Here is a 23,038-nt window from a genome sequence, read left to right on the forward strand (position 1 = left end):
GATCTAATGGATTTCTCTAAGCTTGGAAGCACTAAGAAGACTCCGGCACCAACCGATCCTATTAAGATCTTTGAGACGTTACCCAGCCTTCCCGGCACGTTCAACGATCTCTGGCGCGGGCAAGATAAGGCGCTTGTCGAGTGGAATAAGGCGCGATCCAAGCACGATGTGTTGGTTTCGCTGAATACGGGAGCTGGCAAGACCGTCGTCGGACTACTTATCGCGCAGAGCCTCGTCAACGAGGGACTCGAAAACGTCCTCTACGTCTGCTCGACGATCGATCTTGTGAGGCAAACGTCGGAGGAGGCCAGCCGTATTGGTATGGATCATACCACACGCGTAAGACGTGAGTTTTCTAACGATCTCTTCGAAACCGGCAAGTCGTTCTGTATCACCACTTATGCGGCGCTATTCAACGGCCACAGCGCACTCCGCAATAGGTTTTTTCCTGGCGCCATTGTCTTTGATGATGCTCACGTTGCCGAGAGTTTGCTGCGCGATTCCTTCACTCTAAGAATCGACATTCGCGATCACAATGGGCTGTTTGGAGAGATTGCTGAACTATTTAAGTCTCACTTTCAGGAATTGGGTATTTCGGGTCGGTTTCGCGATGCGCTCGATCTATCCCGCCAATCGACGGCGTTTGTAGCTCCTCGTGGGCTTTACGAACGTAGCGAAAGACTTCTCGAAATTCTGCTGCGCCATAGAGTCAAGGATGATGAACACCTTGCATATCCGTTCGCTTGGCTTGAGGACCATATCGATAGTTGTGCGGCCATCTTCACCCGCGGAGTCTTTGAGCTCGCCCCGCCGTTTCTTCCCTCTTTGGCCCTGGACATGTTCCAGCAGGGGGTCCGACGCGTGTACTTGTCGGCAACACTTCAAAGCCAGGCAGATTTTATCCGTGCCTTCGGTCGCCTTCCCGACGAGACAATTACGCCATCAAACGATGCCGGCAATGGCGAGCGTCTGATAATCAACGGTCGGAAGGTAAAGGGTGGCTTTGGCCCAAACTTTGCTGCGGAGCTCGTGAAAGCGCAGAAGGTCGTGATTGCCGTTCCTGACTACGAGAGAGCGAAGGGGTGGTCTAAGCTCGCCTTACCGCCGGACCCGGCGACGTTTTCCGAAAAGCTGAATGAATTTCGTAAAGCAAAAGACGGAGCGTTCACGCTCGTGTCACGAGTCGACGGCATCGACTTGCCTCATGACACCTGCCGAATCATGCTTATGGAGGGGCTTCCTTCCGGCACGTCGCTGGTCGAGCGTTACCAGTGGGAGTTCCTCCGCATGAATAACGTGCATGCAGTGCGGCTTGCAAACAGGCTGGCCCAACTCTTCGGCCGAATTAATCGTGGTCGCAATGATTATGGTGCCTTCCTTGTCGAAGGTGACGATCTGAATAAGTGGCTTTCTAACGACCGAAATCTTGCACTTCTGCCTCCTCTTCTTCAGAAGCAGATCTTGATTGGTCGCGAGGTTCAATCTGAATTCGACATTAAAGAAGGAAGTCAGGTCATCGACTTAATCGAGCGTGTGCTTGGCCGAGATGAGGGCTGGCTTGACTACTATCAAAGAGAAGTAAAACTTGCAGAACTCGATAAAGACCAGCTAGCGCGGCATAGAGCAGCCGAGCCGTTCTTGGTAGCGGCCGCGCTGAGCGAAGCGAAATATGGCGCGGCAATGTGGAATGACGATCCGACAAGCGCGCGCCGAGAGTTGGAAAAGACAGTGGATACAACGGCTCAGCACGATACACCTCTCGGTGGTTGGCACGCCGTTTGGCTTGGCGCTGCCTTCGATCGCGAAGGGGACAAAGACGCAGCCTTCGTTGCTTATGGTCACGCCATGCGCAGGCTCGGCGGTGGGATGACGTTGCCGCGCCCTGCAGGTGGGCGTGTTGAAAAAGCCAGAGCGCCTGAGCTTAACGCATTTGGCCGCTCCTTGCGGGACTTACTGAGTTACAGTCACGGAAACAAGTTCGAAGCCGAACTAGGAAAGGTGACGAAGGCGCTTGCGCTGATCGACCAGGGCGATCCTAAGCAAGCAGAAGCAGGTGTACGAGCGCTGGGAGAGTTGCTGGGCTTTACTTCCAGCCGCCCTGATAATGACGAGGGGACCGGGCCAGACGTCCTCTGGCGAGATGAAGCGCAGCCGCGCCAGTTCGGGTTTGAGTTGAAGACCGACAAGCAGAGTCCGGCAACCTATTTCAAGAAAGACATTTCCCAGGCACACGATCATTTGGAATGGATGGCCCAATCCAATCCTGATCACACTATTGTGGGGTTAGCATTCGTCGGACCGGCAGGCCAAGTTCACAGGCAGGCAAATCCGTCTACTCAAATGACCCTCTGTCTCGTGCAATCGTTAGCTGCACTTCGCGATCAAGTGCTCGCGCTGATCGAGGACTTGCGGAAGCGGACGCCTGTGGAACGCGCCATTGCCATCTCAGAGGAGACAGAGCGTGAGTGCTGGGATCTCGAAGAACTTATGAAAGCTCTGGGCCTTCAGCCGCTGTCGAAATAGCGTTCATCGAATCTGCAGAGTGACGCCTGCCAATGGCGCGAGTGCGATTAGCTAAGCAAGCGTCGCTGACATTCCCCAGCTGTAGACCGCCCATGAGCCATCGGCGGCGTTCTCGACGGTGAAATGAAGATCGCGCAGCCGCTTTGTCTCTAACATCCTTAGCATGTCCGAGAACTGGCTTCGTGTGACCGTAAGTGAGAGGTGCAGCGAGGGAAGGCGCTCGGCTTTGCGGAGGTGGCCGGCATCTGAAAACGCCGTCTTCATCGGAGTCGGCGCCATAATCATGATGACGCCGGGCCAGGTGAAGCGCTCATCCCACATGGTGAAAGCTGCGGGCAAAATCATGTAGGTGAATTCGACGGAGTGCCGCGGTGGGCCGGGCTGGACGACCTGGCCAAAGTTGATCGTGTAACCTCCAAGTATTTCACCGCGCCAGTCACCCGCGCTTACGTCCGGCAGTTTCAGCGTTGGCTTTCTCTTCGCGTCTCGGCGCAACGTGCTTTTCCTCCATCAACCTTCCGAGGAGTAACGCCACAGAACGAACCGTAATCATTCGACTTTGTGGAGCTTGAGCTCGCGGGAGGGATATTTTCTCTGCCACGTCTCGATCAGAAACAGGGCAATGGTGCTGGCAGAATGGATCGCAAGGCTGGCGATTCTTTGATCGATCCTCGCATAACCGCGCTCCCTACCGTGCGCGTCGCCGCCATGCGTGCGCAGGGACCCGATGCCCTCTACGACAGTGGCAAGTCCATTCAGAACTTTGCGCACATCGTCAGCAATGAGCGGATCGAGGTCAGCCCGGTCGGTGCCCAGTCCTAACGGCTTGCGGACGGCTGCGAACAGGCCCTTGATGTCCTTCTTTTCGGGCAGTCCGGCTCCGAGCTCGATCAAGATCGAGCGACAGACGCTTTCAACGGTCGAGCAGGCGGCCGTCACAGCATCCTCGGGATCGGCTTTTGCGCTCGCGAGGGCGCGATCTAAGTCACGGGTAACAGTGTCGAAGTTCAGAATCTGAGCGGCATCCGATAAGGAGCCTAAAACAGGGGGCGCGAAGCCGGCCTCGACCTGCGCGACGACGTCGAAAAACCGGCTTTGCACGGTGTCTGCAAGCGCCTCCGCTGATCCGCGCGCGACGAGTATTGTTGTACGATAATCAAAGAGCTTTCGCAGTGCCTTCCCGACGGTGAAGCCGTCTTCAATTTCAATGAAGCTGCGCAGATGATTGGCCTTTGACGTGCCGCGGCCTTGATATTTTTCCTCGTAGATGTTGATTCCGAATTCATCCTCGAAGAAATCTGAGAAGGTTCTGTTCGAGAAGTCGAGCACGTAACCCGACCCCATGCCGAACACCTCATCGATCAGTCGCATATCGGAACGCTTGATGTTGGGCATCGCAATCACCGCGCATCAGTCCGCGCGGTCAATTCCTACTTTGCTGCCGCGCCACCCCAGCATTGATTCTTCACACGATTTTATATCATGGAAGGGCAAATCTGATCTCGGCGCCACTTTAAAATACTCCCCGGGCCGTGGAATGTCGGCCATTGCGCAAGTATTGCGGAACCCCCATGTCCTGTTAATGGCGCGAGCAATCAGGCCCGGCCAGGCAGGGCAGTGGCCCGTTCGTTTAATGGTTTTGCGGTCATGACTGCAGACGAACTCGCAGCTGCGGGGCGCGCTCTGTATGGGGAGCGATGGCAAACGCCTTTGGCATTGGACCTGAACGTCGCCGAACGCAGTCTAAGGCGCTGGTTAAACAGGGAGAGTTCCGTTCCTAAGGGGGTAGAGCTTGAGGTGCGCGAACGTCTTATAAAGCGATTCAGGCAGATAGGTAACCTGATTGGGTATCTGCTCAACAAGGCGGATAGATCGGTGCTTCACTATCCGACGAATGCACTCTTTCGCTACGAGCAAGATGGAGAGTTGGCGCTCGCCCATTCCGGAGTCACGGATCAGTTCGGCATCTTGGGCGTGACTGAAGGGGCGCGCGAGGTAGTCCGTAAGGAAATCGAGCGCGAAAAGGTATTGGCCGAAGGATTCGTGCGCGCATCAGCTTGGTGGCTCACGCATTCGTCTTATCGACCGGTGCGAGCGCCTCGGCATGCCGAGCGACTTTACATGTCGCATCACGGATGGGCTGTGGACTTCGGCGCCAATTCTTTCTTGGTTGGAAAAGCAATCGAGCGATGCCAGTCGATTTTGGATCAATGCGAGGAAGAGGCAGCCGCAGGTCATGTCGTCTCGCGCGTCGATATAGAGGCAAAATTAAAGAAAGCGATAAGCGGAGCTGTCGCCAATTCCAATGGCGAAGAATACCAGGGATATTACCCAATAAAGGGCGATCTACTCGTATTTGGTGCCCAGGGGATCGGTGTCGACGACGGTGCGAGCTATATGATCAACGAGGCAAATCTTCGTTGGGATGGGGAAGCGCTCGCTGTTCCGGAGCCGCCGGCTGCAGCCGACCGTTCCAAAATTGAAGACCTGCCGTTCAATCCTACACTGTTAAAAATCGTCGATGAGCTAGAACTATCGATGCGTACAGCGTACGGCCTCAAGAACCAAGAGATCGTCTATCTCGGCGATTTGGTGCAAAAAAGTGAAGCGGATATGTTGAGACTGCCCAACTTTGGGCGCAAGTCACTCAACGAGATTAAAGAAGTGCTGGCTCAATTGGGGCTTCAGCTTGGTGTTGACGTGCCGAGCTGGCCGCCTCTGAATATTGAAGAGCTAGCTCAAGCCTATGGGACGCAGCTGGACGAATGAGGGTGGCTAAGGATTAATTTGTGTCGTTTCCGATCGCTGACCTTGGCGAGTGGCAGGTAGAACGTATTCGCGATCCTCGTGCGTTACGGCCGCCAAGCTATTTATGGATAGCCGTCGAAATAGGTACTACATCGGCAGCCTTACGTCCTTCAAGACTCGCGGCGATGCGCTCGCCAACAAGATCACTGAGCGTCCGCACCGGATCGTCAGCCTTGTTTACGTAGCGCCCGGTCATCGCCAGGTTGGCGTGGCGCAACAGGTCGCGCACGAGAAAGGCGTTCGCGCCAGACTGCCCGGCGTAGGTGCCGACTGTGTGACGTAGATCGTGCATTCTCACATCATGGAGGCCCGCGGCGGCACGAATTTTCTGCCATGCTGCCTCCATCGCGTCCTTTGCTAGCGGCTTCCATTGATCCTGTTCGGACTTGCGCTTGCCGGGAAGGACCCAGGGGCAAGCGTCGTCACGCTTAAGGCTGCTCAGCACCTGCCGGGCAGGCGCATTGATTGTCACTGTCTGCGGTTTCCCTGCCTTTGTCCTCTGCAGTAGGATAGTTCCGGCGCTGAAATCGACCTGATCCCATCGGAGCGTCAGTACCTCTGACAGACGGCATCCGGTGTACAATAGGAGTTCAACCACCGCGGTGGTGACACGGGAGTAAATCGTGAAGCGATGTTCCTCGCCGGCCAAGTGCTTCGCATTGGGTTTCGTTTCGTCCACCTTCCACGGCAAGCCCGTCGTTGCCGCCTGACGCAAAACCGCGCCGAGACGAGTCAATTCGTCGCCTGAAAGGAAACGTTCCCGGTGCACCTCGGCGTTGCGCTCAATCCGCTTACACGGATTGGTGCCATCCGGGCGCATGCCCCAAAGCTCGGCGAGGCTGAAAGGCCTTTGAGCAAATAGCCAGCGCAAAGTTGGCTTGTCGCGGTGTGACGGATAGGGCGCGATGAACCTTCGATATATCGTTGCGCGTCACGGCCGCCACCTTGAGCGTGCCGAGGACTGGACGGATGTGAAGGGTCACCAGGCGTTCCACCTCGGCCTGGGTGGTTGCCGCGTTCCTTTTCCTGACGTGCTCGGCAATATAGCGGTCCAACAGGTCATTCATAGTCGGGGCGCTACGGAAAGTTTCCCGCTCAGCCGACGGGTCCTTGCCATCTGCCGCGCTGTGCAACACACGCTTGGCGATTGTGCGCGCCTGATCCACAGTGACCTTGCCGTGGGCGCCGATCGTGTACCAGCGCGAGCGCCCCTCCTTGTTCCGGTACTGGACGAAATAGGATCGGTGGCCGCTCGGCATGACCCGAACCCCGAACCCGGCCAAGCCAGCATCAAACACTACTACCGGCGCCTCAGCTGGTTTGAGGCTTTCGACGTAGCGTTTCGTCAGAGCGCGGTCACTGGCTTTGCGCATAGCTCACCTCAAGCTTGTGGACGTGGGTGGACGGCGAAGGCGGCAGCGCCGTCGTGCCGGAAGTGCTTGCATCTATTGATGTTGGACGGCGCCGGACGGCCCGGACGGCGTTTCGCGCCCACAGGCAACGCTGCCTGAGCGACTAAGCCCGTCGGTGCGATATATAGCTCAATTCGTGCAAGCATTATGCAAGCAAAAGCCATAGAAATAGATGAACGCTGTTTGAACGCTATAGCATACGAAATAGCTAATTGTGCAGCAATTTCAGTAAGCCAGAGAAAGCGATCGAAATCTATGAATATCTATATAAACAGACTACGAATCTGAGGGTCGGACGTTCGAATCGTTCCGGGCGCGCCATTCAAATCAAGCACTTAGCCAAAAACACCGTTTGAGTTTTGAAAACTAAAACGGTTATTCAAACGGTCGAAGTACTGTCCGGCTCTCGCTTCGTCCGCTGTTCGCAGCCAAAACTTGAAATTGCGGTAAGCGGTTTTCACTCCCTAGTCCCTGCCAAAAAATTCCCAGGAGCTTTAGATCCTTTAAGCTCCGGAAGGCTCCGAGCCGCATCCGGCGGCCGCGGTCGGCGCACATTCGAAGCGTCCCAAGATCAAGAGCGTCGCGGTCAGCCAGCGACGTTTTGATCTGGGCGAGGCTGTTGTGGCGAAGCTCATTGTCATTATCATTGCAGTACAAGCCCTACTGCAAAAAATACTTGTTGACTCGCGTCTCCCCTGTATCGACTACGTGATCGTCCACGAACTGGCCCACAGCCGCTATCCGAACCATGGCCGAGCTTTCTTCGATCTGCTCAGCCAGATGATGCCGGACTGGGAGCGACGGAAACTGGCCCTGGAGCGTATGCTGGCTTAGGGACATCCCGCCGGTCACGTCACCTGACGACCTCATTATTGTTCATGTGCTTCGCAGGTACTGAAAAACTCATTGCCGAGCATCGATCTCTGATTGTATTCAGTCTATTATGCGCACTAGATTACTATTGGGAGCAGAGCATGACCCAAAGTCATCGCATCGACATCCGTTTCGATAATTGTCTCGCTTCAGAAGCTTTGATTCTTGCTAATGATCTCGAGCAGGACATTCGAGAAGCCGCGGCGAGCGTCGAAGTATCGAGACTGAAGGATCGTCCAGATTCTCAAGACTTTGGCGCCACTCTTGTGCTTGTCTTCGGAACGCCGGTTGCTGTTATCCTAGCCAGGGCGATAGGAAACTTTCTTCAGCGGCACTCCGGCGCGAGTATAACGATCACTAAAGAAGGAGCTGTAGTCGCCACGAATGTCGATAGCAAAGATGTGGCCCGTATTGCCGAAGCATTTCGACCTCAGGGCCCGCGATAGGAACCGTTTGAACAAGAGCGTTTCATTTCGTGCCTTTCATAAGGGGACTCGCAGCTGAAAAGCTATGTTGGAGCCAGAAAAAACTTTAGCAATTATTCTTGGAGTAAGCGAATGCCCGCGCGCGCCTGCGCTTCAGCCGCTCCCTCATTGTGCGAATTCTGCAAGTGATTTTGAGGATTATCTAAGAAAAGTCGTTGGATTGGCGTCAGGCCACATTCTTAATTTATTCGACTCGAAGTCACCTGCTTCCGAGCAATTAGAGAAAATCGAAGACTGGCTCTCGGCTCTCTTATTGGATCAGGAGTCAGTCCTGTCCGATTTAATAGTGTATTATACAGGTCACGGTGGATTTTCTCGCAACGATCAATCGTACTTTCTGGCCGTGAATCGTACCAGGTCCGGCTCAGAAGGCGCCACTAGTATTCGCTATATTGATCTCTCGGCGAGTATAAAGCGTCATGCCGAGTCTGTGCGCAAGTTCCTAATACTGGACTGTTGCTTCGCGGCGGCGGCGGTTGTTCGAATGCAGTCCAGTGTGGAGGAGATGGTCTCGCAGCGAATCGAAGATGAGCTGCCAGGATCCGGTACCGCTGTCCTTTGTTCTTCGGCCGCAAAGCTCGTGTCAATTGCTCCGCCGGGAATGCGACATACGATGTTCTCCGGTGCCTTTCTAAAATGCTTAAACGAAGGCATTCGAAACGGTCCTGCGGTGCTGTCGCTCGAGGATCTCTGCCAAGGAACCAGACGCTTCATACGTGAACAGTTCCCGACCGACTCGGTAAGACCCGAGCTGCATGTTCCCGAACAGACCAAGGGCAACCCTGCCTCAGTTCCCCTTTTTCCGAATGTCATGTTCAGAGATGAGGCTGAGACGGAGCCGGCGCATATTCTCAAGGGTGACCGTTTAGGTCTCCAGAATGCGGTACCGGATCAGAGACGATTGCGAGATTGGTCTGCAATCAGGTCATTTCTGGCTCGTTACGAGTTTTTATTAGTCGGATTCTTGAGTGGGTCTCTAAGCGCTCTTGCGTTTAACTACCTTCCTTTTCCGATAGGAATAAAAACTACAGGGTATGGCGTCGAGCCGGTCGCTCCCGTGAGTCCGGCGGTCATTCTTCTGCTTGCTCTATTGTACAAGCTTTACCGACTTGGGCGGCTCAACGTTTTGACGTTCAGTGTTCTTTCGGTCGCCTCTTATCCAGGCTGGGCTGCTGCCTATAGCGCGTTGTATTTTAGCGTGATCGCAATGGGAGGCAGGCAGACTACAGCTATGATTGTGCCGGCAGCTGCAGCGGCTGGGTTTGTCGGGGCATTTTTACTTAATCTTTCATTTGAGTTTGTGACTAAAGGGATAAGTAGAAAGGGGTTTCGAGCTTCGGCAATTAAGTCGTGGCCGTTGTCAGTCTTCGCTGCTCTATCTTATTTCCTCTCCCTTCTGGTGAAAGCATATTCTATTGAGCAGTATCTTGGTCTCTTCATCCCGTGGCAGTTATTCTTCGTTGCGAACTTTACCGAACAGCCAATAGGCAAATTAAGAGACTTAAAGCGCGTTGCGCCAATAGTAGCGGTTGCTTTGATTGCGACCCTCAACAATCCCGTGATGCATCGAGTGTTCTTTGAGATCAAGCCGGCTGCTGTTCTTTTTGAGGTCAAGAGTGCAAAAGACAGAGCCGTGGGTAGGGATCTGGAAGAGCTTGAATTGGAAATCGAAATTTCGAAAACCCTTGATGTAGCTTTGAACTGTAGCGCGGAGATCGAAGCGCGAGATAGCGTGCATACTATTTTGCCGCTAGGGGAGCTTGATCAGGGCGTAAAGGCAATAACGAAGACAATTGACGTCAGACATATGCCAGAGAGTGCACGCGCTCGACTGATTTGCTCTGCCGAGGGAGGGGTCGGGTACGTCACAGATTGGGCGTCATTTGATGTCGAAAAGCAAAAGTAGCTTGTAACGGCAGTGATGCCGTAGCGCCTACATCTGAAGCGTGTCAGTATTCTGCGCGGATCGGTACCGAACCAATCTCGTGAGAGATCAGTCCGCGAAATATGACGCGCGATGAGAGGAAGAGTGCAGGCCGGGTTGGCCGTGACGGGTTGGAAGCGGCGAGAGAGGTTCGCCGCGCCCGTCGCGGAGAACCGCGATGCAGGGACGGAGAGTTGGTGGGTGCGCTGGCGAGGGCCGGGCGAGCCTCTATGAGGAGATCACGAGCAAGATCATCGGCGAGCTGGAGGCCGGCCGTGTGCCCTGGGTTCAGCCGTGGGGCACGCAAGCGGCGAAGGCTCAGCTTACCTTGCCCAGGAATGCGACGACGGGTCGGCCATACACCGGGATTAACCTCCTAATTCTATGGGGCGCCGTGATCGAGCACGGATTTGCCGGCCAGAGTTGGCTGACGTTCCGGCAGGCGCTGTCCATCGGCGGCCATGTGCGCAAGGGCGAGCGTGGTGTCACCGTCGTCTATGCCGATCGCTTTGTCCCGTCCGATGAGCGGCAGCGTGCCCGCCAGGTGGGCGAGGAGGCGCAGGCGATTCCGTTTCTCAAGCGGTTTACGGTCTTCAATACCGATCAATGCGACGGCTTGCCCGAGGAGATCGCGACAGCGACGCCACCGCCGCCCGCAGGAGCGATTGAGCCTGTGGTGGAGACGCTGATCGCGAACAGCGGCATCGACTTCCGGATTGGCGGTCACCGGGCGTACTATGCTCCCGTTGAAGATTTCGTGCAGGTGCCGCCGCCTGCGGCCTTCTTCGAGCCGATCAACTGGCACCGCACGGCCCTGCATGAGCTCGCCCATGCGAGTGGGCATTCGTCGCGGCTGGCCCGCGATCTCTCGGGCCGGTTCGGCAGCAGCAAATATGCCTTCGAGGAGTTGATCGCAGAGATCGCGTCCGCCTTCAGCTGCGCCGCGCTCGGCGTCGTGCCGACCGTACGCCATGCCGACTATGTCGGCGCCTGGCTCGATGTCCTGCGCGAGGACAATCGCGCGATCGTTAGGGCGGCGAGCCAGGCGAGCCGTGTGGCCGACTATCTGCTCGGCTTTGCATCGGACGCGGTTGGGCAGGACGAGGCGTTCGGAGCGGACAGCGCTGCTGCCTGAGTGCGGTGCTCCGCGGCTGAGTGGAGGAGAGGAAGAGGCGAGAGGTGCTCTGCGACGGGTTGAAGGCCTGAGAGAGAGTTTCTTGGGCCGCCCGTCGTGGAGAACGACCCATGACCCAGGCTACCCAGAAGATCACGCTGTCGCCGTCGCGCGACATTCCCTTCAACAAGCTCGTCCTGAGCCAATCCAACGTCCGCCGGATCAAGGGGGGCGTTTCGATCGAACAATTGGCGGAGAGCATTGCCGAGCGGACGCTGCTGCAGAGCTTGAACGTTCGCGCCGTGCTGGATGACGATGGCAAGGAGACCGGCATGTTCGAGGTGCCGGCGGGCGGTAGGCGGTACCGGGCGCTGGAGCTCCTGGTCAAACAGAAGCGGATGGCCAAGACGCAAGCCGTGCCTTGCGTGGTGCGGGATCAGGGCTCGGCTCTGGATGACTCGCTGGCCGAAAACGACCAGCGCATCGGTCTGCATCCCCTCGACCAATTCCGCGCGTTCCAGGCGTTGCGCGACAGCGGCATGAGCGAGGAGGAGATCGCGGCGCGGCATTTCGTAACGGTTGCGATCGTAAAGCAGCGCTTGCGGCTGGCCGCTGTCTCGCCAGCACTGCTCGATATCTACGCGACCGACGGCATGACGCTCGAGCAGTTGATGGCCTTCACGGTCACGACCGATCATGCGCGCCAGCAGGAGGTCTGGGACAAGGTCTGCCGCTCCGGCTGTGATGCGCCGTACCAGATCCGGCGCCAGCTCACGGAGCAGACGGTTCGGGCTTTCGATCGCAGGGTCCAATTCGTCGGGCTCGCCGCCTATAAGGCTGCAGGCGGGGTGGTGCTGCGGGATCTGTTCGAGGCTGATGACGGCGGCTGGCTGCAGGATGTTGCCCTGCTCGATCGCCTCGTGGCGGAGAAGCTGCAGACCGAGGCCGAGCGGATCGGCGCCGAGGGCTGGAAGTGGATCGCGGCCGCCGTCGACTTCCCGTTCGGCCATACGCATGGCTTGCGCGAGCTTCAGGGTGAACCGGCCGAACTCACCGCCGGCGAGCAGGCGGCAATCGAAGCGCTGAGGGCGGAACAGGCCAAGCTCGAAGCCGACTATGGTCAGGCGGATGAGCTGCCGGAGGAGGTCGATCGACGCATCGGTCAGATCGAGCAGGCGCTGGAATCCTTCGAGGAACGGCCCATGATCTTTAATGCTGCGGACATGGCGCGCGCCGGCGCGTTCGTCAGCGTCGACTCGGAGGGCCGGCTCCGTGTCGCTCGCGGCTTTGTCCGTCCGGAGGATGATGTCGTCGCGACGAGTGACCAGCTGCGTGCCGAAGCTGGGACGGACGGCGACGGCTGGACCGGCTCCCCAGACGCGGAAGTCAGGGCAACGGTGCCGACGATCGTGATCGGCGGCGGCCAGAGCGAGGTGCCCGATGAAGAAGGGGAGGAGGTCGAAAGGCCCTTGCCAGATCGGCTGATCAGCGAGCTTTCGGCCTATCGCACGCTCGCTTTACGCGATGCGCTGGGGCAGCAGCCGCAGGTCGCCTTCCAGGCGGTGCTGCACAACTTCGTGCTGGCGACGTTCTATCCGTTCGGCTCCGCGCTCAACTGTCTGGAGATCTCGCTGCGCTGTCCGAGCTTTCCCGAGCAACCACCGGGTCTGCAGGACAGCATCCCGGCAAAGGCGATTGCCGCCCGTCACGCGGCCTGGAAGGCGAAGCTGCCGGCGAGCGATAAGGATCTCTGGACGGCACTGACGGCGATGGATGGGACGGCACAGGCCGAGCTCTTCGCCCATTGCGCGGCGCAGGCGGTGAACGCGATCTCTGAGCCGGCCAACCGTGTGCATCAAGGGCGCCTGTCCGCGCAGGGCATCCGTGGTCGCCTCGAACAGGCAGGCCGGCTGTCGCGCGCCGTCGGGCTCGACATGATCAGTGCCGGCTGGAAGCCCACCGTGGACAACTATCTCGGGCGCGTCACCAAGCATCGCATCCTGCAGACCGTGCGCGAGGCCAAGGGCGAGGGCTCAGCCCAGCTCATCGAGCACCTCAAGAAGCCGGACATGGCGCGCGAAGCCGAGCGGCTGCTCGACGGCAGCGGCTGGTTGCCGGAGCCGTTGCGAGGATCAGAGACCGATGTCGCACCGGCAACTGAGGGCGAAAGGGGCGACGGCCTGCCGGCTTTCCTCAGCGAGGACGAGGAGGCGACGGAAGGGGCTGACGAAGTCGAGGAAATTATCGCTGCGGAGTGACCCCCTGTTCGGAGCGGCCCGAGTGTGGAGATAGCGATGATGGAAGCCCGGCCAGGTCGGCCGGGCTTTGTCATGCAGGTCATCAGTGAACTGAGGAGAGGGGAGAGTGAGAGGGGTGGGGCAGCGCGGGTGAGGTCGCCCGACAAGAGAGAGCGTTCGGCGGCCGTTCCGCATCCTCGCTCTCCCTTGAGGTTCTTTGCCATGGTCACCGAGACGAGCTGCCCGACGGCTCCCTTCGCGCTCCTCGCACGAGCCAAGGCCATCCATCGTGCGGCCGAGCTGCTGCTCCAAAACCTTGCCCGCGGCGAGCGCATCGATGCGAGATGCCTGCGCCAGGCTATGCAGACCGCCTTCGGTGCCAGTGACGCCGAGGGCAGCTGGGACTGGAAGACGGCCTACGAGGCTTGTGAGATCGCCGCCGTTCTGTTCCTCGCCAAGTACGGTCCAGCGATCATCAAGGCCAGCAATGGCAGCCCCTCGGCCATGCTGCCGATGGTCAGCAAGATCGCAGCGCTTCTGCCGAGCCATACCAGGCGCTCGTTGGAGAGCCAGACCCTTCAGCAGTTCTCTACGCCATTGCCGCTGGCGCTCGCCGTAGCCACGGCGGCGCAAGTGACCTCGGCCGATCGGGTGCTGGAGCCGTCCGCAGGGACGGGGAGCCTCGCTATCTTCGCGGAGCTCGCCGGCGGCTCGCTTCTGCTCAACGAACTCGCTGCAAGCCGCGCCGCTTTGCTCGATCTGGTGTTCGCAGGGCTGACCGTGACGCGCTTCGACGCTGCGCAGATCGATGACTATCTCGATAGGGCGTGCGTCCCGAGCGTGGTCCTGATGAACCCGCCGTTCTCGGCAACGGTGAATGTGGATCGGCCCCAGGCCGATACGACGTTGCGCCATGTCTCTTCGGCGCTCGCGCGGCTTGGAGAGGGCGGGCGCCTGGTGGCTATCACGGCCGCTGGCTTTGCGCCGGACAACCCGACCTGGACGGAGGCTTTCGTCTGCCTGCAGGAGCGAGGTCGTCTGGTGTTCTCCGCCGCGATGGATGGCTCGATCTACGCGCGACAAGGCACCACCACCGCCACGCGCTTGATCGTGATCGACAAGCAGCCGGCGCCGGATCCTCGCGTGCTTCCGCAGTCGGCGGGAATGGCACCGGATGTCAGGACCTTGCTCGACTGGATCACGGCGCTCGTGCCGCCGCGGCTGCCGATGGCGGGGCGCCTTGTCGCGCAGGCGGCGGAGCCTGTTGGTCACCGTGCGAGACCAGGACGCATCCCGCCGGCTGCCTACGAAGCTTCATCGGCGCCGGCCCGCGAGCCGGCCGGCTGCGAGCTTGCCTATGAACTCGTGGACGATCTGCCCGAAGACGGACCTCGCCTGACTGAGGCGCTTTATGAGGCGTATCGGCTACAGTCGATCCGAATTCCGGACGCGAAACCCCATCCGACCAAGCTGGTGCAATCGGCGGCGATGGCCTCGGTCTTGCCGCCCAAGCCCACCTATCGGCCGCATGTGCTGCCCCAGGTCGTCTCCAACGGCATTCTTTCCGATGCGCAGCTCGAGAGCCTCATCTATGCCGGCGAGGCGCATGGTGGATTCCTTGCGGGCTCCTGGATGGTCGATGAGACCTTCGATCAGGTTCGTGCAGCCGGCGACGATATCGAGGGGGCGGTGCGCTTCCGGCGTGGCTGGTTCCTCGGCGATGGGACCGGCGCGGGCAAGGGGCGCCAGGTCGCAGGCATTCTGCTCGACAATTGGCTGAAGGGCCGGCGCCGCGCGATCTGGGTCAGCAAGTCCGACAAGCTGATCGAGGACGCCCAGCGCGATTGGGCAGCACTCGGCATGGAGCGGCTCCTGGTGACGCCGCTGTCGCGCTTCCGCCAGGGCGTGCCGATCCGGCTCAGCGAAGGCATCCTTTTTACGACCTACGCCACGCTACGGACCGACGAGAAGGGCGAGAAGCTTTCCCGCGTTCGGCAGATCGTCGACTGGGTAGGGCGCGACTTCGATGGCGCAATCATCTTCGACGAGAGCCATGCGATGCAGAATGCCGCAGGTAGCAAGGGCGATCGGGGCGAGCAGGCGGCGTCACAGCAGGGCCGCGCCGGCCTGAGGCTGCAGCACGCGCTGCCCTATGCCCGCGTCGTCTACGTCTCGGCAACAGGTGCGACGACCGTCCATAATCTGGCTTATGCGCAGCGGCTTGGATTGTGGGGCGGTGCCGACTTCCCCTTTGCGACGCGTGCGGATTTCGTATCGGCGATCGAGGAGGGAGGTGTCGCGGCGATGGAGGTGATGGCCAGGGATCTCAAGGCGCTCGGGCTGTATGCAGCGCGATCGCTGTCGTTCGAGGGCGTCGAATATGAGCTGATCGAGCACCGGCTGACGGACGAGCAGGTCAGGATCTACGACGCTTATGCCGAAGCGTTCGCGGTCATTCACAATAATCTAGAAGCCGCGATGCGCGCGTCCAACATCACCGGAGCAAATGGGACGTTGAACGCCCAGGCCAAGTCGGCGGCGCGCTCTGCGTTCGAGTCGGCAAAGCAGCGCTTCTTCGGGCATCTCCTGACCTCGATGAAGACGCCGACCCTGATCAACGCGGTCAAGCGCGATCTCGACGCCGGCCATGCCGCTGTCATCCAGATCGTCTCGACGGGCGAAGCCTTGATGGAGCGCCGTCTCGCCGAAATCCCGACGGAGGAATGGCGAGACGTGCAGGTCGACATCACGCCGCGCGAATACGTCCTCGACTATCTCGCCCATTCCTTCCCGGTCCAGCTCTATGAGCCGTTCACCGACGGCGAGGGCAACCTGTCCTCGCGACCTGTGACTCGCGACGGCCAGCCGGTCGAATGTCGTGAGGCAGTGGCGCGGCGGATGGAGATGATCGAGGGCCTCGCGTCACTTGCGCCGGTGCCCGGCGCGCTCGACCAGATCGTCCAGCGCTTCGGCAACGATGTGGTCGCCGAGGTCACCGGGCGTTCCAGGCGCATCGTTCGTATCCGCGATCGGATGGCGGTTGAGACCAGGGCAGCTTCCGCGAATCTGGCCGAAGCCGCGGCCTTCATGGATGACCAGAAGCGCATCCTGGTGTTCTCCGATGCCGGAGGCACCGGCCGCAGCTATCATGCCGAGCTGTCGGCGAAGAACACGCGGCAGCGCGTGCATTATCTGCTGGAGCCCGGCTGGAAGGCAGATGCGGCGATCCAGGGGCTTGGGCGTACCAACCGCACCAACCAGGCGCAGCCGCCGCTGTTTCGCCCGATCGCGACCGACGTCAAAGCCGAGAAGCGCTTCCTGTCGACGATTGCGCGCCGGCTCGACACGCTCGGGGCCATCACCCGCGGCCAACGTCAGACCGGCGGGCAGGGGCTGTTCCGACCTGAAGACAATCTCGAAAGTCCGCACGCCCGCGATGCCTTGCGCCAGCTCTATGGGCTTCTGGTCCGTGGCCAGGTCGGGAGCTGCTCGCTGGAGCGCTTCGAGCAGGCCACGGGATTGAAGCTGACGGACGAGAACGGCCTGCGCGACGAGCTGCCGCCGGTCACGACGTTCCTGAACCGGCTGCTTGCGCTGACGATCGAGCTGCAGAACATCCTGTTCACGGTGTTTGAGCAATTGCTCGCAGCGCGCATCGAGGGGGCGATCGCCTCCGGGACCTTGGACGTCGGTTTGGAGACGCTGCGCGCCGAGAGCTTCGTCGTCACCGGGCGGAGGACGATCTACAGCCATCCGGCCACGGGTGCAGAGACTCATCTCGTCACCATCACCCAGCGCGACCGCAACCGGCCGATGCCGCTGAACGAGGCCTTGGAGCGGCTCCTTCAGCGGCGCGCCGTTCCGCTGTGCAATGTTCGATCCGGACGTGCAGCGATCCAACTGCCGGCGCCGAGCTGGCTGCTCGACGACGGAGAGATCGAGCCACGCGTCCATCTCGTGGGACCGATGGGACGTCAGACTCTGCCGATCGCAAAGCTCGCTGAGCGCGATTGGGTCGAAGCGGATCGCGAGCAGTTCAAGGCGGCCTGGAGCGCGCAGCTCGCGTCGATCCCAGAGTTCACGACGAGCACGATCTATCTCGTCACGGGCCTGCTGCTGCCGATCTGGAAGCGCCTGCCGCAGGAGTTCACGCGGGTCTACCAACTTCAGACCGACGCGGGCGAGCGCATCATCGGTCGCAAGGTGCCGCTCAGCTGGGTCACTGCCATGTCGGCGGACGCTCCCGTGCTCGCGCCTGAGGACGCGTTCGCCGCGCTGCTGCGCGACGATTATGCGCTCGATCTCGCCGAAGGCCCGCAGCTCCGGCGCGTCCGTGTCATGGGGAAGCACCGTATCGAGCTGTCCGGCTTTGCCGAAGGCCTGAGGGACTGTCTCAGGGCCTACGGGCTGTTCGCTGAGATCATCTCCTGGAAGCTCAGGATGTTCGTTCCAACCGATGCAAGTGGCCCTGCGGTCCTGGCCAAGGTTCTGGAGCGGTTTCCGATTGCGGATGTTCGTGGGCGGGAGCGGACGTGATGGCAGGCGACGCGTCCGAACTGGCAGGCCGGCTCGCGCGTGAGGCCGAGGCGGTCTGCCGTCACTATCTCTCCAACGGCCGGCGTGAGGGCCGCTATTGGCTGGTTGGCGACGTCAACAATACGCCCGGCCGGTCGCTGTTCGTGCGGCTGCAGGCCTCCTCGAAGGGAGCGGCCGGCAAGTGGGTCGATGCCGCGACCGGCGAGCACGGTGATCTGCTCGACATCATCGGGACGACGCGTGGCCTGCGGAGCTTTCGCGAGATTGCTGAGGAGGCGCGGCGGTTCTTGAAGCTGCCGCGGTGGCAGCGCGAGCCGCCGGTCGAGGCCAAGGCCATCCGCCCGCGCGACGCGATCAAAGCTTCCAGGCGTCTGTTTGCGATGGCGCAGCCGCTGCCTGGAACGCTCGGAGAGACCTATCTTGCCAACCGCAGCATCGACGCACCGATCAGCGCCGATGCTCTGCGCTTCCACCCGCGCTGCTTCTATCGTTCGGAAGGCACAGACATTGTGGAGACTTGGCCGGCGCTGATCGCCGCTGTGACCGACCTCAAGGGCCGTATCACGGGCGTCCATCGAACCTGGCTCGATCCCGACGGCTTCGACGATCGCAGGCTTGGCAAAGCCCCGATCGATACGCCGCGACGAGCAATGGGCGACCTGCTCAGACATGCCGTTCGCTTCGGCGTCGCTGACGATGTGCTGGCGGCCGGGGAAGGCATCGAGACCATGCTGTCGTTGCGCACGGTGCTGCCGACCTTGCCGGTTGTCGCCGCACTCTCGGCCAGCCATCTCGCGACGCTGCTGTGGCCGGCCACGCTGCGCCGGCTCTATGTCGCTGTCGACCCTGATGCTGCTGGTCTCAATGCGGCGAAGGCTTTGACCACACGTGCGCTGGACGCCGGCATTGAGGCGGTCGCACTTTGTCCGCGTCTGGAGGACTTCAACGAAGATCTCCGCGCATATGGGAAAGTCCCGCTTCAGGAGATGTTACGGCGTCAGTTGCTGTCGGAGGACGTCGTCAGATTCATGGGCGTCGGCGCGGCCTAGACGTCCGACCTCTGCTTGGGTGCCGTTCGGCGTCCGCGACGCGTGGGTTGGGCAAGAGGATCTCGTCTATCCCCGAGAGGGCCGCGCCGAGGGCCTTCTTCAGAGGCGATCGGACGTCAGCCGGTCCGGTCCGGCAATGGCGGTTCGCAGCTATTTTCCGCCGGCCCGCAAGCGGGCCTTTGCATCGCGAGGCAAAATAGCTGCGCCCCGCCATCCTCCGCTGTCGCTCCGGCCCGCTGCCCGAAGGCCGCGGGTTCTGGTCCGGGCCGCCCGCCGTCTTGGAGATCGCTATGGAAGGCCGCGATGGGCGCGGCTCTGACGATCAAAGACGAGGTCCCCATGTCCGCCCCGCACGACGAGACGCATGAGCCGCGCGACATCCAATCGACGACCGACGATGCCCTGACCGAACTCCAGCTCCATGGCTACCGGCCGTTCGACGACGAACCCGATCCGCGGCCACTGCCCGAGGGTAGGATGATCGCAGGCGCAGTCGCCGATATCTTCGACGCCCTGGTCGCGACGCTCTCTGACACCCGCCTCGAGCCCGAGCTGAAGGATCTCTTGTGGTCGACGGTCAACCTGTTCCACCGCGTGACCATGCGCATCGAACGCGAGCTCGATGACAACGAGCAGGCGCAGCGCGCGAGCCAGCGTGAGCAGAACGGCTCGGAGGTCCGCTCCGTCGAGCTCGAGCGCCTGACGTCGGAAGGGCTGTCACTGGTCGAGCGCCGCAACGCCATGGAGCTGTTCCGCGACTTCGCGACCGAGGCCTTCGAGCTCCACACGCGATCACCTTGGCGCCCGCGGTCGGGATCGCAGGTCAACCATCGCACGCTGACAGCGGCCATGATCGACTCCCGCGATTTCCTCGCAGCCAAGCGTCGCGCCGAGACCGAGGTCATGCTGCCGCAGGGGCCGAAGATCGCACTCACCGGCGGGCCGGACTTCAACGACGTCGCTCTCATCTGGGACCGGCTCGACAAGGTCCACGCCAAGCATCCGGAAATGGTCCTCCTGCACGGCGGCTCGCCGAAAGGCGCCGAACTGATCGCCTCGAAATGGGCCGCGAACCGCAAGGTGCCGCAGATCGCCTTCAAGCCCGATTGGACTAGGCACAACAAGGCTGCCCCCTTCAAGCGCAACGACGCCATGCTAGAGACGCTGCCGATCGGTGTCATGGTCTTCCCAGGCTCGGGCATCCAGGGCAACCTCGCTGACAAGGCCCGTCGTCTCGGCATTCCCGTTTGGACCTTTGGCCAGGGCGGCGCGTGAGCGCCGCCGACTCAACCCCTTGTCGAAACGCAAGCGGAGAGAGACGCCGAGTCAGCGCGCCTCTCCGCAACTTTGTCCAAATCGAGATTTATGCCTTTTGGATCGCGCCGCGGTGGTGGTGGAAGGCGCATCCGTCAAAGACATGTGCGGAGGCCACCACCATGCTTGCCATTGCTCTCCTTCTCGGACTGATCAGCCTTGGTCTGATGTGCCGGGCGCTGTTTGCCCTTGCAGTACACGCGCTGCCGTTCTTCGTCGCGGTCAGCACCGGCATCGCGCTCGTGAATGCCGGAAGCGGCGTCGGATTGGCATGTCTCGCCGGGCTCATCGCAGGCGTGTTCACCCTGGTCTTTGGCCGGCTTCTGTTCGCCGCCTCGGGATCTGTTCTGGTGCGAGGCGGGGTCGCGGCTGCCTTTCTCATTCCCGCTGCGATCGCTGGGCGTCACGCGGCGCTGGGGCTAGCTCTGCTCGTCGGCCCGTTACCTCTCTGGCGCGAGATCATCGGATGGTCAGGAGCGCTGCTGGTGTGTTGTGTCGCCTTGCGCCAGTTGCTTGGTCACGAACTGCCTCGCCCGTCTCGCTCCGAGCGGGATCACGACCAGCCTCTTCGTTCCTTGCGGCTATGAACTCTGTGGGGACGCCAAGCCGCCCGGTTCTCGAGTGGGCGTCGATGATGGCAGGTATGCATGATGAGCGCGTCTTGAGCTGAAGGAGCGCTCGACCGCGCAGCTTGCGGCCATTTTGGCGAGGATCTCGACCCAGCTCGATCGGTTGGACCGCGGAAGCGGCGCGCGTTCGCAAGGCATTGAGTGCGATCCAGACGCTCTTTTCTTTCCGGCGATTTCTGATCGTACGCCTGGTGCTGCCGTCCTCTTGTGCTGCCTCAGTTCACGATGTTTCTCCTATGAGCTGATCAGGACAGCGACGCACCTTGCCTCGTGATGGCTTGATCTGGCCGAAGGCCGGCTACGCCTCGATCGCCTGAGCGCAACGCCGCCGGCCAACTTTCTTCCCCTGGGCTGAAGCCCATTCCTCGCGGGACAAGAAAGTTGGCCGGCGCCGTCCTCCGCTGTCGCTTCAGCCCTTCGGGTGCGCCGTCGCTCGCCATTCGCCCGAGATGCGCCATCGAGGCCGCGGTGGTCGTGGCCCGAACCAACCAAGGAGAGACAACATGGCTTCCATCGGTTCCTTCAAGAAGGTCGGCGACGATTTCCAGGGCGAGATCATCACCCTGAGCCTCAAAGCCAAGGGCGTACGCATCGTCCCTGAAGCCAACCGCTCCAGCGAGAACGCGCCCAGCCACCGGGTCTACGCCGGCCGGGTCGAGATCGGCGCCGCCTGGGCACGCCGCTCCGAGGAGGGACGCGACTATCTCTCGCTCAAGCTCGACGATCCCTCTTTCAACGCCCCGATCTACGCCAACCTGTTCGACGACGAGGGCGGCGAGGGCTACACGCTCCTCTGGTCGCGGCCGCGGAAGTCGGCGGAGTGAAACGATAGCGCCCCGCTCGATTTGCCCGAGCGGGGCGCTATCGACCGTGCTTTAGCGGAGGCCCCAGCTGCAGCGGCACAGCGACGACACGCTCCTTGTCCGCCCGCGACCAATTCCGCCGTCGCCGCTAAGGCGTGATACCGCCACTTCGCTTTGGCCATAGGATTAGCTCCAGGACTAGTTCTATGGCTTAAACAAGCGTCAGCTCCGGCGCAAAGCGGCCGTCACCGGGGCTTACCTTGGGCTGAGTGACCCGCCGAAGCGTCTCCGGCCTGACGAGAAAGACGGCGTGAATTAGGCAGCCTCTCTCAGAAGCTTACCTCAGACGGTTTACTATGCTAGGCCAGCTTTCGGACTGATGCCGAACTCGCGTTTGAAGGCGTGGGCAAAAGCGCTCTGCGACTCGTAGCCAACTTTGCTTGCGATAGTAGCAACAGTCGCGCCACCTCTGGCCAAAGCTGCACGGGCGATGGTGAGACGCCAGGCTCGCAAATAGGCGAGCGGTGCTTGCCCTAAGCGGCGCGTGAACGTTGCGGAAAAGGCCGCGCGCGACATACCCGCGACATTGGCAAGCTCCTCCACGGTCCAACGCCGTGAGACATCTTGATGGATCGCACGAAGAACCCGACCGAGCCGGAGATCTGAAAGCGCGCCAAGCCATCCAACCCCAACTTGGTCGGACCGGCTCGCAAAAGCGCGGATCGCTTCTACCAACAGCAGGTCGGCCAGCCGTGCACTGACGACTTCTCCGCCAATTCCGTCTCTCTGGAGCTCGTCGTTCATCAGGCTGAGGATCGTTGCTATTGCTCTCGACGCAGGTGTGGTGCGGGAAACGAGCAGAAAGTCTGGCAACAAGTCGAGCAAAAAGCCTGCATTGTCAGCGGCAAACGTGACTGTTCCTCCGATCCCGATTGTGTCATCGCCGCCGAAGCGCGTCACATCGCGGCCAGAAGCTCCATAAAAGACCTTTCCATCGATCGGTGTCTGTGTCGGATCGCTGGCCACGACGTAGGGTGTGCGTCCGAGCAGACAGACGTCGCCCGCTTGCAGGAACTGTGGCTCGCGCGACGGCAGCAGCATCCAGCTTGTGCCGCGTAGCACCGCAACGAACTTGAGCCGATCCATCGCGGGAAACGCGAGAGCCCAGTTCCCCGCGGCCTCCATGCGGGTGCGCCGCGTCACCCTCGCTCCAAGGGCATCGAGAACATTCGATAGCGGGTCGGGCATCAATTTGGACGATTGCGACAACTTCATAGCCTACGAAGCATAGGGCATCTTGTTCCGTTTAGCTATCATTCTGGGAAGGACTC

General features: G+C 60.5%; 16 protein-coding genes and 1 pseudogene. 12 read left to right on the forward strand and 5 right to left on the reverse strand.

Translation table 11 applies throughout. The features are described from left to right. Nucleotides 1-6 precede the first annotated feature (6 nt). On the forward strand, nt 7-2,523 hold the full coding sequence (locus tag ACVILH_RS21275; protein WP_456714621.1) for a DEAD/DEAH box helicase family protein: 2,517 nt from the start codon (nt 7-9) through the stop codon (nt 2,521-2,523). Nucleotides 2,524-2,574: 51 nt separating this feature from the next. Here the strand turns inward: ACVILH_RS21275 and ACVILH_RS21280 are convergent, their stop codons facing one another. Further along, the gene (locus tag ACVILH_RS21280; protein ID WP_456714622.1) at nt 2,575-3,018 is read right to left on the reverse strand and encodes a hypothetical protein; all 444 of its coding nucleotides are present in this window, start codon (nt 3,016-3,018) and stop codon (nt 2,575-2,577) included. Nucleotides 3,019-3,072: 54 nt separating this feature from the next. Then, a complete protein-coding gene (locus tag ACVILH_RS21285; protein WP_456714623.1) occupies nt 3,073-3,918 on the reverse strand; it encodes an abortive infection family protein in 846 nt (281 codons plus the stop codon). A 1,092-nt stretch (nt 3,919-5,010) separates the two neighbouring features. Here ACVILH_RS21285 and ACVILH_RS21290 point away from each other — a divergent pair. Beyond that, nucleotides 5,011-5,292 (forward strand): annotated as a pseudogene (locus ACVILH_RS21290) (DNA-directed RNA polymerase subunit alpha C-terminal domain-containing protein); the annotation flags it as partial. A 97-nt stretch (nt 5,293-5,389) separates the two neighbouring features. Here ACVILH_RS21290 and ACVILH_RS21295 read toward each other — a convergent pair. Further along, on the reverse strand, nt 5,390-6,151 hold the full coding sequence (locus ACVILH_RS21295) for a site-specific integrase (protein WP_456714624.1): 762 nt from the start codon (nt 6,149-6,151) through the stop codon (nt 5,390-5,392). Further along, nucleotides 6,123-6,704 (reverse strand): integrase arm-type DNA-binding domain-containing protein, encoded by a 582-nt coding sequence (locus ACVILH_RS21300; RefSeq protein WP_456714625.1) that lies wholly within the window; start codon nt 6,702-6,704, stop codon nt 6,123-6,125. Before ACVILH_RS21300 ends, ACVILH_RS21295 begins: the two co-directional genes overlap by 29 nt. Before the next feature lie 660 nt (nt 6,705-7,364). Between ACVILH_RS21300 and ACVILH_RS21305 the strand changes: the two genes are divergently transcribed. The 10 genes from ACVILH_RS21305 to ACVILH_RS21350 all read left to right on the forward strand — a co-directional run bounded on the left by ACVILH_RS21305 (nt 7,365) and on the right by ACVILH_RS21350 (nt 21,728). After that, nucleotides 7,365-7,577 carry a M48 metallopeptidase family protein gene (locus ACVILH_RS21305; protein WP_456714626.1) on the forward strand — a complete coding sequence of 71 codons (213 nt, stop codon included), beginning with the start codon at nt 7,365-7,367 and terminating at the stop codon, nt 7,575-7,577. A 140-nt stretch (nt 7,578-7,717) separates the two neighbouring features. Further along, nucleotides 7,718-8,062 (forward strand): hypothetical protein, encoded by a 345-nt coding sequence (locus tag ACVILH_RS21310; RefSeq protein ID WP_456714627.1) that lies wholly within the window; start codon nt 7,718-7,720, stop codon nt 8,060-8,062. 64 nt (nt 8,063-8,126) lie between these two features. Beyond that, nucleotides 8,127-10,007: a caspase family protein gene (locus ACVILH_RS21315; RefSeq protein ID WP_456714628.1), complete on the forward strand. Its 1,881-nt coding sequence runs from the start codon at nt 8,127-8,129 to the stop codon at nt 10,005-10,007. Between the two features lie 196 nt (nt 10,008-10,203). Next, entirely contained in the window at nt 10,204-11,160 is a 957-nt protein-coding gene (locus ACVILH_RS21320; protein ID WP_456714629.1) for an ArdC family protein, read from the forward strand. 110 nt (nt 11,161-11,270) lie between these two features. After that, nucleotides 11,271-13,397, forward strand: coding sequence for a chromosome partitioning protein ParB (locus tag ACVILH_RS21325; RefSeq protein ID WP_456714630.1), 2,127 nt, complete (start codon nt 11,271-11,273; stop codon nt 13,395-13,397). A gap of 201 nt (nt 13,398-13,598) precedes the next feature. Then, nucleotides 13,599-17,912, forward strand: coding sequence for a strawberry notch-like NTP hydrolase domain-containing protein (locus ACVILH_RS21330; protein ID WP_456714631.1), 4,314 nt, complete (start codon nt 13,599-13,601; stop codon nt 17,910-17,912). Beyond that, entirely contained in the window at nt 17,912-18,961 is a 1,050-nt protein-coding gene (locus ACVILH_RS21335; protein WP_456714632.1) for a DUF7146 domain-containing protein, read from the forward strand. Before ACVILH_RS21330 ends, ACVILH_RS21335 begins: the two co-directional genes overlap by 1 nt. 339 nt (nt 18,962-19,300) lie before the next feature. Then, on the forward strand, nt 19,301-20,236 hold the full coding sequence (locus tag ACVILH_RS21340) for a DUF2493 domain-containing protein (protein ID WP_456714633.1): 936 nt from the start codon (nt 19,301-19,303) through the stop codon (nt 20,234-20,236). 161 nt (nt 20,237-20,397) lie between these two features. After that, entirely contained in the window at nt 20,398-20,862 is a 465-nt protein-coding gene (locus ACVILH_RS21345; RefSeq protein WP_456714634.1) for a hypothetical protein, read from the forward strand. Nucleotides 20,863-21,407: 545 nt separating this feature from the next. Then, complete coding sequence (locus tag ACVILH_RS21350; RefSeq protein WP_456714635.1) at nt 21,408-21,728, forward strand: DUF736 domain-containing protein; 321 nt, start codon at nt 21,408-21,410, stop codon at nt 21,726-21,728. A gap of 333 nt (nt 21,729-22,061) precedes the next feature. Here the strand turns inward: ACVILH_RS21350 and ACVILH_RS21355 are convergent, their stop codons facing one another. Beyond that, complete coding sequence (locus tag ACVILH_RS21355) at nt 22,062-22,982, reverse strand: AraC family transcriptional regulator (RefSeq protein WP_456714636.1); 921 nt, start codon at nt 22,980-22,982, stop codon at nt 22,062-22,064. Between the last annotated feature and the right edge of the window lie 56 nt (nt 22,983-23,038).

Source organism: Bradyrhizobium sp. USDA 4353, assembly GCF_054063215.1.

What these genes read in the sequence shown, in the direction of transcription:
- ACVILH_RS21320 (WP_456714629.1), top strand. Translation starts at nt 10,204, where the DNA reads ATGCAGGGACGGAGAGTTGGTGGGTGCGCTGGCGAGGGCCGGGCGAGC.
- ACVILH_RS21275 (WP_456714621.1), top strand. Translation starts at nt 7, where the DNA reads ATGGATTTCTCTAAGCTTGGAAGCACTAAGAAGACTCCGGCACCAACC.
- ACVILH_RS21285 (WP_456714623.1), bottom strand. Translation starts at nt 3,918, where the DNA reads ATGCCCAACATCAAGCGTTCCGATATGCGACTGATCGATGAGGTGTTC.
- ACVILH_RS21335 (WP_456714632.1), top strand. Translation starts at nt 17,912, where the DNA reads ATGGCAGGCGACGCGTCCGAACTGGCAGGCCGGCTCGCGCGTGAGGCC.
- ACVILH_RS21350 (WP_456714635.1), top strand. Translation starts at nt 21,408, where the DNA reads ATGGCTTCCATCGGTTCCTTCAAGAAGGTCGGCGACGATTTCCAGGGC.
- ACVILH_RS21300 (WP_456714625.1), bottom strand. Translation starts at nt 6,704, where the DNA reads ATGCGCAAAGCCAGTGACCGCGCTCTGACGAAACGCTACGTCGAAAGC.
- ACVILH_RS21295 (WP_456714624.1), bottom strand. Translation starts at nt 6,151, where the DNA reads ATGCGCCCGGATGGCACCAATCCGTGTAAGCGGATTGAGCGCAACGCC.
- ACVILH_RS21355 (WP_456714636.1), bottom strand. Translation starts at nt 22,982, where the DNA reads ATGAAGTTGTCGCAATCGTCCAAATTGATGCCCGACCCGCTATCGAAT.
- ACVILH_RS21340 (WP_456714633.1), top strand. Translation starts at nt 19,301, where the DNA reads ATGTCCGCCCCGCACGACGAGACGCATGAGCCGCGCGACATCCAATCG.
- ACVILH_RS21330 (WP_456714631.1), top strand. Translation starts at nt 13,599, where the DNA reads ATGGTCACCGAGACGAGCTGCCCGACGGCTCCCTTCGCGCTCCTCGCA.
- ACVILH_RS21325 (WP_456714630.1), top strand. Translation starts at nt 11,271, where the DNA reads ATGACCCAGGCTACCCAGAAGATCACGCTGTCGCCGTCGCGCGACATT.
- ACVILH_RS21345 (WP_456714634.1), top strand. Translation starts at nt 20,398, where the DNA reads ATGCTTGCCATTGCTCTCCTTCTCGGACTGATCAGCCTTGGTCTGATG.
- ACVILH_RS21310 (WP_456714627.1), top strand. Translation starts at nt 7,718, where the DNA reads ATGACCCAAAGTCATCGCATCGACATCCGTTTCGATAATTGTCTCGCT.
- ACVILH_RS21315 (WP_456714628.1), top strand. Translation starts at nt 8,127, where the DNA reads ATGTTGGAGCCAGAAAAAACTTTAGCAATTATTCTTGGAGTAAGCGAA.